This is a genomic window from Flammeovirga pacifica, assembly GCF_000807855.2.
Classification (GTDB): Bacteria; Bacteroidota; Bacteroidia; order Cytophagales; family Flammeovirgaceae; genus Flammeovirga; species Flammeovirga pacifica.
In genome coordinates this window covers 1,732,550-1,746,537 of the sequence record NZ_JRYR02000001.1, presented here as the reverse complement: position 1 = coordinate 1,746,537, position 13,988 = coordinate 1,732,550, and the positions used below count along the sequence as shown (strand labels likewise).

The following is a 13,988-nucleotide window of genomic DNA, read 5'->3' as shown; positions in this document are numbered from 1 at the left end:
TTTATTTTTGTACAAGAGAAAATCAAAAAAAGAGAAATATGAAAATTGTAATATCACCAGCTAAAAGTTTAGATTACGAAACTCCGCTACAAACATCTTTGGAGAGTAAGCCTAAATATTTAGGTCAGTCTGAAGAATTAGTTAAATCTTTAAAAACATTATCTGCAGAACAAATAGGAGACTTAATGTCGATTAGTCCTAAATTAGCCGATTTAAATAAAGATCGTTTTGATAAATGGAAAAGAAAGTTCAAAGACGAAAATGCTCGTCAAGCACTTTTTGCATTTAAAGGTGATGTTTATGTAGGGTTAGATGCTTATTCTTTGGAAGAGAATCAAATCACGTTTTTACAGGATAACTTAAGAATATTATCAGGACTTTATGGTTTACTTAAACCTTTGGATTTAATGCAGCCATATCGTTTAGAAATGGGTACTAAATTCGGTGTTGAAGGCCATAAAAATTTATATTCATTTTGGAAAGAAACTATTGCTCCAGCTTTAAATAAGGAAATGAAGAAAGGGGAAGTGCTCATTAATTTGGCTTCTAATGAATATTTTAAAGCGGTAGATAAAAAAGCATTAAAGGCAGAAATAATTACTCCTAATTTTAAAGATAAAAAAGGCGATCAATATAAAATGATTAGTTTTTTTGCTAAAAAAGCAAGAGGACTAATGGTGAGATATATCGCAGATCATGCTATTACAGATCCGGAATTATTAAAAGGATTTGATTATGAAGGCTATATTTATAATCAAGATCTTTCAAAAGGTAATGACTGGGTATTTACTAGAGGGTAAATATAAAGTAATAGGTAAAAAATAATAAGTAAGGGTTTCTTCGAATTTGTAATTTGGAGGAACCCTTGTTTATTTAATAAAATAAATTCTATAATTTTAAGTAACTATTAAGGTGTGGTAATTACATCTTATTCCTAACTTCTAATTCCTTATTATTGGATGCATAGACGTCGTTTTTTACAATTATCATCTTCTGCTTTATTGTACTTTTTAAATGGATGTACTGTTACAAATGAAGATCAATTACCTTTTGATATTAATGTCAGGTCTGATATGAAAAGAGGGCATATGTATTTTCAAAAGGAAGATATTAAGGAGAAAGAACAACTGATATATACGGATACATTAATTATTGGTGGAGGAATAGCAGGGCTGTCTGCTGCTGTAGCCTTAGAAGAAAAAGATTATCATATTGTTGAACTATCAGACCGTTGGGGTGGGACAAGTAGTGCAGAAAAGTATCATCAAAATTACTTTGCACAAGGAGCACATTATGACTTGAGCTACCCTCAAAAATTTGGAACAGAGGTATTAAATTTTCTTCAAAATCAAAATATTATATACAAGAAAGGGGAGGTTTATCACTTTAAGGATACTGAATTTGTTATTCCGAAAAGGGATCTGATGTTGTGTAAATATGATAGAGAGTATTATAATAATATTCTATTTAATGAAGAAGAAGCTTCTCAATTCTATCAACTTTTACATCAGTTTGATGATAAGATTACTCTACCTTCAAGATTAAATGACAAAAGCCTACAGTATTTAAACGATATCACATTTAAAGAATGGTTATTAGAACATAACTTAAAATTTTCTGAGATTTTTTGGGAGGGGATTAATTACCATATGCTAGATGATTATGGAACAACCATAGATGAAGTGAGTGCAATAGCAGGAATAAGTTATTATTGTAATCGCCCCCATGAAGATGAATGGGCTGATGTTTTCTCGCCACCACAAGGGAATGCTTACTTTGTAGATAAGTTGGAAGAAAAACTACCTGATCATAAAAAACACTTGAATCATTTATGTCAAAATATCAATTATGTACCTTCTGAAGAGAATTTTTTGATAGAAATGATTGATTTTGATTCACAAAAAAAACAAAGATTTAAAGCAAAAAATATCATTTATGCTGCTCCTAAGCATACATTAAAATATACTTTCCGAGAAGCATTACAAAGTACTAGTAACACAATGGAAACATCGGGCTGGGTTGTAGTAAATTTTGTGTTTAAAAAGGATGTAGACTTTTTTGGTGGTCTTTGGCAAAATGAAAATTTGGAACAGTTTGATGGTGAGTTTTTAGGGTTTGTTGATAACATTACTCAAAAAAAACAAGAGCAAAGAGTTTTAACTGCTTATTATTGTTTTGCACATCAACAAAAAGAAAAATTGATTAGTATACAGAAAACTCCTAACTTATTGGTTCGTTATACTTTAGAGAAGATAGCTACTTTTTTAGACTTGAAAACAACTGATATTACTCCTAAAATTGAGCAATCATTTATTCATCTGATGGGACATGCTATGCCTAAAATTGGAGTGGGGTATTTGGGAAATGATTTGAATATTAATCGTAAATTCAAAAATTTTGTTTTCGCAGGTGTGGATAATGGTCGATTACCTTTTTTAATTGAAGCTATTGATTCTGGTATAATGGCTGTAAGTGAACTTAAATTATAATATATAAACTGACATGGATAACATCACTGAATTTAATTTTGACGTATGGATTGCTAGAGGAGCATACATTTTACTTTTTAGTACAATGCTTGTTATTGCTCGATTATTAAAAGGACTATTCATAAAGGATAATGTAAATAAGGAGTTAACCGATAAAGATAATTTAGCGTATAGTATCAGTATTTCGGGTTATTTTATGGGGGTTGCTATCATCTTTTTTGGAGCAAACATTGGTGCCTCAAATGGTTTAGTTAATGACCTTATTTCTGTAGGTATATACGCGTTTGGTGGTATTTTAGCCTTGTTTGTTTCACGATTGATTAACGATTTTATGATTTTTAATCAGGTAGATAATATGAAAGAGATTATTGATAATAAGAATGTCTCTGTTGGTATTGTTCAATTTGGAACCTATGTAGCTACTGGATTAATGATCGCAAGTTCTGTATCAGGTGATACTGGAGGATGGGAAGAAACCCTTTTATTTTTCATTTTTGGTCAAGCATTTTTAGTATCTTATGTGAAAGGATATATCAAGTTTTCACGTTTCCATATTCAAGATGATATAAAAAATAATAATGTAGCAGTAGCTTTATCTGTTACAGGGAAAATTATAGCGATCGGTTTAATCATTATGGTAACATTAAGTCATGAATTTATTGGTTGGAAAGAAACTTTTGTAACAATGTTTATTGACTGTTCTATCTTAACTGTATTGTTATTTATATCCACTTATTTATTTGATAAGGTGATTATACCAAAGTCTGCTTTATACCATGAATTAGTGAATGAGAAAAATACTGGAGTAGGGTTAATGGATGGACTTTTTGCAATTCTATTTGCGGTATTAATGTTCTTTTGTTTTTAATATTATTACTCATTTTATTTAATGATAATTGAAAGTGGTTTGGTGTTAATCGTAATATCAAACCACTTTTTTAAATTTATACATTTATGGTTTTTGACCTTTTTTTATTCTTTATGAATAATAAAGGTCTTTTTTGATTATTTTAAAATAATTTAGTTTGTTATATTTTGTTCGAAAAATATCAAATAATATTTGTTTGATCTCAATCATTAATATGATTAAATAGATGTAGCTATAAAGCTATTTCTCTCGTAGATTTATACAAACTAATTTATTTATGCTACGAAGATTGATATTACAACTATTCTTTTTTTGTATCCCTTTTGTTGCCTTCACTCAAGAAAATGAGGAGACAAAAGACCAAAAGAATAACAACCGATATTTTATCGGTAAGGATATAAAAATTGTGGATGGTAATGCTATAGATGCACTTAAACTAATTCCGTCTGTCGATGTAGATGCAGATGGCGTGGTTAGTTATAGGGGAAATAATGGGGTACAGGTATTTATCAATAATCGACCTGCAAGTCAATCGGGAGATTACGGTCCTTTACTTGAGCAAATCTTTATTCAAGATATCAAGTACATAGAAATCATTGCAAATCCTTCAGCACGTTATGATGCAGATGGTACTGCTGGTATTATCAATTTAGAGGTAGATAGAAAAAACATGAATTCTACTACAACTAACGTGATGTTAGGAATGGGTAATAATAATAAATATGATGCAGGATTAGGTTTTAGCAAAAATACAGGGAAGTTGTCTGTCAATGCTGGATATAACTATAAACAGGAAAATCGCTATCAAACTATGGATGCAGAGCTGTTGAATTTCGATAATGGCGAGGAAAAAGCTACCTATCAAGATTACTATGGCAATAACTTTTTTGAAAAACATAATTTTCAATTAGGCGGACAGTATGATTTTAATGATCAACATTCCCTCAGTATATCAACAAATGTTTCTGGTGTCAACTTTTATAGAGGAGGGACACTAACTACAGAAGAATTTGAAGGAGACGACTATTTACATAATGCACAATACAATAATCACTTTGGAGAAAAAAAGGTGATGGATAACCGTCTTGATTATGTGTTTAAAACAAATAATGAAGGGGAATTATCAACGAGTGTTGCATGGGCAACAGGTGGTGTACAGCATCAAAAAAATATTGGTGATAGTGAAATTAATAATACTGATGCTACTTTTAATAATGCCGCATTTCAATTGGATTATCAGCAAGAATTGAAAAATGGTATGACCTGGGAAGCAGGTATTAAACAAACCTATAGAAATAAGTCTCAAGGTTTAGAAGTTCTTGATTACAACGAACAAGGAGATGATTTTATTCTCAATACCGATAGAAGTAATACGTTTATCTATAATGAAAGTGTTTCTGCAGCCTACTTTATGGTGTCAGGTCAGAAAAATAGCTTTTCCTATCAGTTGGGAGTAAGGGGGGAGTATACTTATATTGATTCCTATTTGATGACAGAACCAAATAATAATTATGTAAATGATTATTTTAATCTATATCCAAGTGTCAATTTAAAACAAGGTCTTTCAGAGAATGATCATTTATTCTTTTCTTATAGCCGTAAGGTGCAAAGACCAAGTATGAGAATGATTAACCCTTTTGAGGATACATCGAACCCTAGTTATATTCATAAAGGAAACCCGACATTAGATGCTACATTTCTAGATATATTTGAATTAGGTTATGGCATTGATCAGGACAATTATCAATTAAAGTTTACTGGATTTTATAAGTATCATACAGACCCAGCCCGTTGGTATACATTTGACGGTGAAGGAGATTATATGATCAATACAGTCGTAAATATGGATCATGCAGTTGATGCCGGTGTTGAAGTAGTAGGCGATGTTAAATTGTTGGATTGGTGGAATGTGAATGGTAATATTAGTGTGTTTTATTCTGAAATCGATGGAACATCGATTGACCCTGGAAATTATCAGGAGAGTGTGAATTGGCGAACATCAATCACTTCGAGTATGGCGTTGTGGAAAGGAAGTCAATTACAACTTTCGTTTACTTATTTATCACCTTCTTTTAATCCACAAGGTACAGTAGATGGCAGGTATTTTATGAAAGCTTCTTTATCACAAAGTGTTCATAAAGGTAGAGGAAGTTTGGTTTTAACAGTAGACGATTTATTAGATTCTCAACATTATACTATGTATAGAGATCAACCTACTTTCTCAGAACATAAAGTGTACGAATGGGAATCGAAAGTAGTACGATTAATGTTTAGATATAGAATTGGAGGTAATGGACAAAAGAAGAGTCCTCAGAAAAATCAGAATGCTGAAATGGGTACTAATTTATTTAATTAGTATCGTTTTTTAAAGCTAATCATCAATATTAATGGCTGAAATATTTTTTAGCATAAAAAAGAGGTTGTTTTATTACAAAATAAAACAACCTCTTTTCCATAAAGTCTTATTGTTATACTTGGTCTTCTTCTTTATCAGCAACCTTTGTGAAAATTTGGAATGTAAAGTCCGAATCATCCTCTTGTAAAATCAACTCGTCTGCTGATAATTTAATAATTCTTGGTTGAGTACCATCGTCTCCAATTTTCATATAGAACTTCTTCTCTTTCTTAACAACCTTATAAAGTTCATTAAATTCTTGAAGATATTGCTTCTTATACTGCATAAAATATTTAGGATCTAAGGTAGTAGGTCTTCTATATTTGGTAAGTAAAGAATCTCCCTCAAAAACTAAGACGTAATAATTGGGTTTTATAACCTTTTTGAAAAGAGAATTATAAGACATTTTTTTTGCTAAAATCTCTTGTTCAGAAAATTCATCAGCTAAGGCTTCATCGTTGATGACGATTTTCTTTAAAGTCCAAACTCCATTTAGGTCAACTTTCTTTTTTGTTTCAGGTGATGAACAAGAAAAAGCCAGAAGTAGAATAATAGGTAATATTGTGAAGTATTTTAGTTTTAAATGATACATAAAAAAGTGAGTCATTAGATTAAAAAAATTAAGTTAATGAATTTAAGGGTAAAGTGTTAAATACTCTAACTTTTTCATCTCAAAATTAGAGTAATATACTTAAAATTATTAGTGGATCATTTACTAAGTAGACCTTATTAAACCTCAAAAATAATCATTTTTAAATAGAATAATTAACTAAAAAATTTGAACTGAACTATTGTTGATAAACTATGGTAGGGTGCTTTTTTGTTTGTCTATCAAATACTTAAATAAAATTAATAATTGTAAATAGTTAAACCTTAAACAAATTATTGACGTTGTGTTGATAAAACAAATATTACGAATACTATGAAATACTATTTTTCTATTTTAATAACCCTATTAATCACTTTATTTACTTTTAGCTGTAGCGATAATGAGGATATGAATCCCGATCAGTCTCCAGTAGAATCTAAGGTACATACTATGTTTTCTGCCATTAATTTTACTAAAAATGGGATATTAGATATATCGAAATCTGAAAATGGAAGTGTGGTGGTGCATCTAGAATTAACGACCCCTGCTACAGAAACATATTCTATTAAAATTTTTAATGGTAAGATTGATTCTGAAACGGAATTAGAGTCTGTTTTTGATTTAACTTCTATAGAAACAGGGAATACTACTTCAATTACAGATGTTACAGGAAGTTACTCATTTGATGAATTAACCACTGGAGATTTTCATGTTCGTGTACTTAATTCTAATAATGGTGATGTAGTATCTATTACAGATATAGGAGTAAATACATTTAATACAACAGAAGCAGAACAATATTCGATACAAAAAGAAGGTAGAGAAGTCGGCATGTGTGCACTTGTTCCTAGATTAAATGGTCCTATGATGGTGGGTGTTTCTTTTTATGAAAAGGAATTTGATCAAGGTTTTGACCTTGCTATATATACCGGAACAGCTCTAGCTGGAAATAATCAAAACGTTTTGATTGAGTTGAATGATGTTATGCAAAGAACAAGCACAGCTACTTCATACACTAATATATCTGAAGACTATCCTACACCTATTTCCATAGAAGATGGATATTTAAGAGTTGTTAGAGTACCACTAATTCAGGGTGAAGAATACTATTCTAAAACAGATATAGGAGGAAATGCTTTGTCTGGTAATTCGATGTCTTATGACTTTGATAAACCCAATTACGAAGAAAACCTAGGAGGTTGGGTAAAATTGGAAGAACGTTTAAATGGTCATGTATTATTTTCTTATCAAGTAACTACCGATCAGAAACCATCTCTTACTTATGCTGTAGCATTAAATGATGATGATTATATTCAACATGGAGCTAATGTCGCGAGTTTAGGTCAATACAAAGCAGAATCTGGGGATATTTTTTATGCGGATGTATCAGAGTTAAAGGATGGTTCACCGATTACTTATAATGATATAATTGGCGGTACCTATTCTGTAAGGATGAATCAGTCTGCGGATACGGATTATAATGGCCCGAACTATGTGATGGTTTCAGATATTGGGCAAGCAGCATTATCAGAGATTAGTTATGAAGCAGATATAACATTTACAGATGTAGATTATCTTTCAGAAAATATGAAAATAGTGATCCATAAAAGACTAAATGGTTTAACCTACATAGAAATTGACGGATCAGATTATACAGATGATCAAACGGATCATGATTTAAAACTATATACAGGTACGGATCATGAAGCGATTGTAGCAAGAGAAGTAGTAAGAATTGCCACAATTGATCAATCTTACGAAGGTTATTTAGAGAAGTCCCCTTATTTGGATGCGGATGGTGCAGAAATCACATTTGATGAAATAATGGAAAGAGCAGGACATTATAGACTATTAGATGATAATGGAGACGAAATAGGTTACGCAGTATTGCCTAACTAATCATAAATTGATCCCTGTTGATTTTTCAGCAGGGATTTTTTATTATTTTTGATCTTCGTGATATAATTAGTAATCAATGATCAATAAAAAATACGATTTATATACCTCAGCAGAAGATAGTATTAAAGGTGATTTAAGCCTTTTAGATGGAGATGAACGAAAAAGATATAAACGCTTTCTGACAGATCAGAAAAGAGAAGAGTTTTTATTAGGACGTACTTTTCTAAAACATTGTCTTTCTAAACATTTAAATGTTTCTCCTAAGCAAATATCATTTAGCTATACCCTAAATGGAAAACCTTATTTATCGTCTATATATGGGAATGAGATATTTTTTAATTTATCCCATAGTAGTGGATATTTTGTGGTGGCTGTAGCAAAAAAAGAAATAGGGGTAGATATGGAACCTATTACTTCTTTGGATGAGAAAAAATTAAAATGGTTTCTATCTCCACAAGAATTACAAGAGGTACAATCTATTAGTGATACCAATAAACGAAAAATGGCTCTATTTCAATTGTTCACAATGAAAGAGGCATTTATAAAAGCGACAGATAAAAATTATTTATTGTCGGATTTTAGTTTCTGGTTTGTGGGTAATGAATGGAAGCTTCAATTACAAAATCAAAATAATTGGACATTTGATATAAAAACGATAGGTAATGAAGTTGCTATCGCTATTTGTTATCAGCCTTAATAGGCAAAAATATCAATAAGCTCTTTGATGATTTTAGCAAAGATTACAATCAATAAGAAGGAAGTGACTACACTCAAAGAAACTGCTTCAAATTTAATTAAACCTAAGTATCTATAAATACTCGTGAATTTAATACTACCTAAAACCATAAGGATTAATGCTGTGAGTAATGTGATAATGTGTGTCATATTTATAAAAGTCAATATTTATGTAGATCTCTTTTAACTGGTGAAATTATTTCAAAAAAGGTGAATCAATTATTATTGACTCATTCTTTGTTAAAATGGTTGTTAGGGGTTTAACAAAAAAATAAAATATTAAATAAAATAGGGCTTTATTAATATAAATTCGGCTAAATTGTTTTATCAAATATTAAAACAGATATGTCCTTAAATCTTCATTTAATAAAAATATTAATCATTTATATTAGATGAAATTGTATATTTTGAGTAATTCTCGCATTTTTTATATTCCATCCCATGAATTCATCATTTTCATTACTTTTTATTTTCTTTAGTTTTTACCTCATCGCTCCTTCAATAGGTGTTGAAAAAGAAAATTTCTCTGTTAGTGATATTATTTTGTTATCCAATCAGGGTAAGTTAAATCAGGCGAAACAGAAATCTGAGAAATGGGTGGATCATGAAATTAAAATTCATGGTGAAAATACTATTCATGAAACATTACCTAGAATTATTTTAGGCAGAATATGTTTAACAAGACAAGAATACACAGAAGCCTCCAATCAGTTTAAAAAAACATTAGAAATATTTGATAAAACAACCGGGTGGCTTTATCCTGATTATGCTCTTACGTTAAATTACTTATGTACATCCTATATTTTACAAGGAAGAAAGGATGAAGCAGAAAAGTGGATGAATCAAATCTTGAGTATTTTAGACAATACTTTAGGGAATACAAATGCCAATCAAGTACATTATTTAGGAAATAAAGGACTAATTGCATTTAGAAATGGAGATATAAGAAATGCAGAGCAATATTTCACAGAAGCTGATTCATTATCCAAAACAATAGAAGAGAAATTTACTTTTGATAATGACTTTTCTGATCTGAAAATTTATATAGGTAAGCTATATAACGCAACCAATAGACAAGATTTAGCACAAGAAGTTTTAAACAAAGAATTATCTCGATTAAAAGAAAAAGGATGGGATAAATCGGCAAATTATGCAAGATGTAAGTTAGTACTTGGAGAAGCAATGATGCTTGACGGTCTCTATGAAGAAGCAGAAAAACAGGTAACGAAAGTGAGAGACATTGCCGAAGAGATGTTGGGTAAGAATCATTTTGCTTATGCTTCTATCAACACAACATTAGCTTTAATATTTTATCATCAAAGTCGATTTTTAGAAGCAGAACAGTTATTAAATACTTCCATTCAAATTTATCAAAAAGATACTAAAGAAAAGTTTAAGTATGTGGAGTGTTTTGTTGGGCTTATCAATATCAAAATAAAGAGGGGAGATTATTCTGATGTTGAGCAGATGTTGAATAAGGTAGAATCTTTATTGGGAGAAGAGGCAAGAAATAATCTCTATTTTGAGACAACAAAAGCGAGATGGTATATCATAAACGGTCGGTTTGTAGATGCGGAAATTCTTTTGACATCTCAGCTAGAACAATTAAGGTTTACTCATAACATGTACACTAGAAATTTTGTGGAGTCTTATTTAGACCTCATAGAATTACAAATTTATATGGGGAGAGTAGAAAGACCCAAAAAACTACTTAAACAAGGCAAAGCTTTATTATTGAAAGTGAAACAAGACTCCACCATCAATTTTGCTGAAGTACTTGCTGTAGAAGCTTATTTGGCAGAAAGTGAAATGGATTTTCAAACAGCATTAAAGAAAAATCAAGAATCGTTACAATTGATGCATAATATTTTTGGAGAAAGACATTATGCTATGGCTATTGTTAATGAGCAAATAGGCAGAGATTATTATCACTTACATCAATACGATTCTGCTAATGTTTATATCAATGAATCTCTTGAGCTATTTCAAAAATATGTAACAGCAAGCGAAGTTCATTTTATTCAAGCAAGGATGTATAAAGCGTTACTTGCAATAAAAACGAATGATTATCAGAGTGCTTTATCCATCTATGAAGAATTATCGAAAGAAACTATAAGTGGGACTATCCTAAACACGAGAGTGAGATCGGGATGGGCTTATACATATGCACTGTTAAAGGAATGGAGTAAAGCAGAAGAGATTATTATTGCAGCTGTAGAAGATAGATTTCGTTTTTATGAGCAAACGATGAGATATTCCAGTTCACAAGAAAAAATGAAATACCTTCAAAACACGAATACATTATTTGATCGATTTTTTGAGATTTTTGACATGATGGGAGATGAGGTTTCTCCTTTGATGCTGAAACATTGTTATGATATACAACTTCAGTTTAGAGATTTCTTTTTAGTAGAAACAAGAGATCGTTTGAACCATATGTATAAATATCGACAAGAAAGGATTAAGCAAGGTTTTCCATCATACACTAGCAATATTTTAAAAGGTAGAGACCAAATAGCTACACTCAATTTTTTTACAGAGGAACAGAGAGAGAAATTAAATATTGATCAATCAAAACTTCAATTTAAAATCAATAACCTTGAGAAGACCTTAGTTTTAGCCAGTAACGAATATGTTGGGAAACAAGAGATGACTAAAAGACTTACTTGGGAAAACGTAAAAGAAAAAGTAAAAGAGAATGAGGTAGCAATAGAGATTGTGAAATTAAGGACATCGGGAAAAAGAGTAACAAAATACATTGCTTTATTGGTACATAGTCAATCGGAATATCCGATTAAAATAGATTTAGGAGAGGATGAGTTTTTAGAAGGAAAGGTATTTTTTAATTACCAGAGACAAAGTTTACCATTAGGTAGAGGTTTAACCTTTGTCAATGAAGCCAATGACGATGATCCTTATAATAATTATTGGAAGCCTATTAAAGATAAATTAGCTGAATTATCTATTACTGCCGATAAAATCTATTTAGTAGCGGATGGGATATATAACTTGATAAATATCAATACTCTAAAGAACCCTAACACAGAACAATATGTTATACAAGAAGATTTTGTAAGGCAATTAACAAGCACAACCGCAGAGTATAATAATGAACCGAAAGTGAGAAAGAAACATCAAAGGGCTTTACTTATTGGTAATCCTGTCTTTGATGAAAAGTTGATAAAAAACTCCAATACAAGAGGTACTATCAGTAAAGGTTTGAATGTGAAGTTAGCAGAATTACCAGGTACAGGAAAAGAGATTAAAAACTCTCAAGATATGCTTACTGAAAATGGGTGGGAAGTAGAAATCTTTACAAGAGATGCAGCTAAAGAAGAAGTGCTGAAATCTTTAAAAAAATCAGCAGAGGTGATTCATATAGCTACTCATGGTTTTTTTATCAATCACTTAAAAAATGAGATTAATGAAAATTCATTATTGAGATCAGGGTTGTTCTTTTCTGAATATACTAATAGTGAAGCTCGTTCTTTAGAAGAGATTTATCAATCAGGAAATGATGGCATTTTAACGGCATTTGAAGTGGCAGGGTTAAATCTTCAAAATACAGATTTGTTGATTTTATCAGCTTGTCAATCGGGAGTATCAGAAGTGACCGAAGGTAAGGGTATTTCTGGTTTACAATATGCCTTTGGAATAGCTGGTGTGAAAACAGTAATTATGAGTCTATGGAGTGTAGATGATAAAGCTACCCAAGAATTAATGACTCAATTTTACAAACATTGGAATGAAACATCCGATAGGTATGTTGCCTTTAGACAAGCTCAATTGGATATGTTGGAAAAATATAAACGACCTTATTTTTGGGGACCATTTGTGATGGTAAATTAAATTAGATCTAAGATGAATTGTTTTCTTATCATCAATATCACGGAATAATATTTTATTAATTAGATCAATTTATGTTTTTAATAGTAAAAAAATAGTTGTTTTACAGGGGTTTATTGGACTAGGTATTGTTTTTGTTGTGTAATTAGAAGAATATTGAAAAATGAAAAGCAACATTCAATAATCAATACATAGCATTATCGAATACTACTTTAAACATTTTGATTCTTTAAGGGTTCCCTTTTAGAGTTTGAGTGTAATTATTATCCATCATCCAATTTCAACTAGAAAAATGATTAACTTTTTTGTTATTTGCGCGACATTATTATTTCTCTCAGTTTTTCCCTTACCAACCGAATATTATGTTATTCTGAAAGTAATTATTAGTATTGGTGCTATAACAGCGTCTTTACGAGAGTGGAAAATGTTTCAAAAGCTTACCGTACATTTCTTAGGGTTTATCTCTATTTTAGTGGTCTTCAATCCGATTTTCCCAGTAGAGATTGGGAATAAATTAGTTTGGGTGTTAATCGATTTTTGTGCAGGAGCTTTATTTATTTATTATTCATTCTTTAGAAAGGTGAGTATAGTAAATAAGATAAAATTTAAGTTTAGGAAACGAACATCTGAAGAGCTGTAATCATACTAAAAACCAATCAAAAAACATTATTATTAAGGATTTGATGAAGTGAATCATCAAATCCTTTTTATTTTTAATAATTAGAATAGGGTCAATCATTGAATGAAAAATACTCGTTGGCTACTTCGCCATCTGGGTAAGTAGTAATTACTACTTGAATTCCTTTAGTATCTGCTTTAAGATTGAGTATCACTCCATTTTTGCATTCTATGATATTTTGATAGTCTAAATCCTCAGTAAATAATGCATTAAAATAATAATTTTGTTGCTCGTCACACATCTGATTGTATAGACTTTCAGCCAACTCAAGAGCCAAATAATTGTAGTTTTCAACATCTTCAATTGCGGAAAAATGATCTGTAAATATGACTGTATTATCTTCAATTGTCACTTTGGTGTGTTCTTCTGCTCTTAGTGCCATTATAGCTTGTTCTTTAGATTGAGCAGATAAAGTGATATTGATAAGGATGAATGAGACGAAAAGTATAAGCTTTTTCATGATTGTTATTTTTTTGAAGCTGACCCTA

At 30.6% G+C, this 13,988-nt stretch carries 11 protein-coding genes; 8 read left to right on the top strand and 3 right to left on the bottom strand.

Translation table 11 applies throughout. The annotated features are described in order from the left end of the window. Nucleotides 1-38 precede the first annotated feature (38 nt). The 4 genes from yaaA to NH26_RS07005 all read left to right on the top strand — a co-directional run bounded on the left by yaaA (nt 39) and on the right by NH26_RS07005 (nt 5,713). Nucleotides 39-800 carry a peroxide stress protein YaaA gene (yaaA, locus tag NH26_RS07020; RefSeq protein ID WP_044218585.1) on the top strand — a complete coding sequence of 254 codons (762 nt, stop codon included), beginning with the start codon at nt 39-41 and terminating at the stop codon, nt 798-800. Between the two features lie 159 nt (nt 801-959). Beyond that, nucleotides 960-2,489 carry an FAD-dependent oxidoreductase gene (locus NH26_RS07015; protein ID WP_044218588.1) on the top strand — a complete coding sequence of 510 codons (1,530 nt, stop codon included), beginning with the start codon at nt 960-962 and terminating at the stop codon, nt 2,487-2,489. A 13-nt stretch (nt 2,490-2,502) separates the two neighbouring features. Then, nucleotides 2,503-3,357, top strand: coding sequence for a DUF350 domain-containing protein (locus tag NH26_RS07010; protein WP_044218591.1), 855 nt, complete (start codon nt 2,503-2,505; stop codon nt 3,355-3,357). Between the two features lie 277 nt (nt 3,358-3,634). Further along, on the top strand, nt 3,635-5,713 hold the full coding sequence (locus tag NH26_RS07005; RefSeq protein WP_044218593.1) for an outer membrane beta-barrel family protein: 2,079 nt from the start codon (nt 3,635-3,637) through the stop codon (nt 5,711-5,713). Nucleotides 5,714-5,825: 112 nt separating this feature from the next. Here the strand turns inward: NH26_RS07005 and NH26_RS07000 are convergent, their stop codons facing one another. After that, nucleotides 5,826-6,359: a hypothetical protein gene (locus tag NH26_RS07000; RefSeq protein WP_206780200.1), complete on the bottom strand. Its 534-nt coding sequence runs from the start codon at nt 6,357-6,359 to the stop codon at nt 5,826-5,828. 315 nt (nt 6,360-6,674) lie between these two features. Between NH26_RS07000 and NH26_RS06995 the strand changes: the two genes are divergently transcribed. Together NH26_RS06995 and NH26_RS06990 are read left to right on the top strand one after the other, a co-directional pair. Beyond that, nucleotides 6,675-8,240 (top strand): hypothetical protein, encoded by a 1,566-nt coding sequence (locus NH26_RS06995; RefSeq protein ID WP_139262919.1) that lies wholly within the window; start codon nt 6,675-6,677, stop codon nt 8,238-8,240. A 76-nt stretch (nt 8,241-8,316) separates the two neighbouring features. Beyond that, nucleotides 8,317-8,937, top strand: coding sequence for a 4'-phosphopantetheinyl transferase family protein (locus NH26_RS06990; protein ID WP_052431785.1), 621 nt, complete (start codon nt 8,317-8,319; stop codon nt 8,935-8,937). Here NH26_RS06990 and NH26_RS06985 read toward each other — a convergent pair. Further along, nucleotides 8,934-9,125 carry a hypothetical protein gene (locus tag NH26_RS06985; protein ID WP_044218601.1) on the bottom strand — a complete coding sequence of 64 codons (192 nt, stop codon included), beginning with the start codon at nt 9,123-9,125 and terminating at the stop codon, nt 8,934-8,936. The genes NH26_RS06990 and NH26_RS06985 overlap by 4 nt on opposite strands. 291 nt (nt 9,126-9,416) lie before the next feature. On the opposite strand from NH26_RS06985, the gene NH26_RS06980 reads away from it, so the two are divergent. Together NH26_RS06980 and NH26_RS25835 are read left to right on the top strand one after the other, a co-directional pair. Beyond that, nucleotides 9,417-12,824, top strand: a complete 3,408-nt coding sequence (locus NH26_RS06980; protein ID WP_044218603.1) for a CHAT domain-containing protein — start codon at nt 9,417-9,419, stop codon at nt 12,822-12,824. 289 nt (nt 12,825-13,113) lie between these two features. Then, on the top strand, nt 13,114-13,461 hold the full coding sequence (locus NH26_RS25835) for a DUF6804 family protein (RefSeq protein WP_044218606.1): 348 nt from the start codon (nt 13,114-13,116) through the stop codon (nt 13,459-13,461). Between the two features lie 91 nt (nt 13,462-13,552). Here the strand turns inward: NH26_RS25835 and NH26_RS06970 are convergent, their stop codons facing one another. Beyond that, nucleotides 13,553-13,960 carry a hypothetical protein gene (locus NH26_RS06970; RefSeq protein WP_044218609.1) on the bottom strand — a complete coding sequence of 136 codons (408 nt, stop codon included), beginning with the start codon at nt 13,958-13,960 and terminating at the stop codon, nt 13,553-13,555. Between the last annotated feature and the right edge of the window lie 28 nt (nt 13,961-13,988).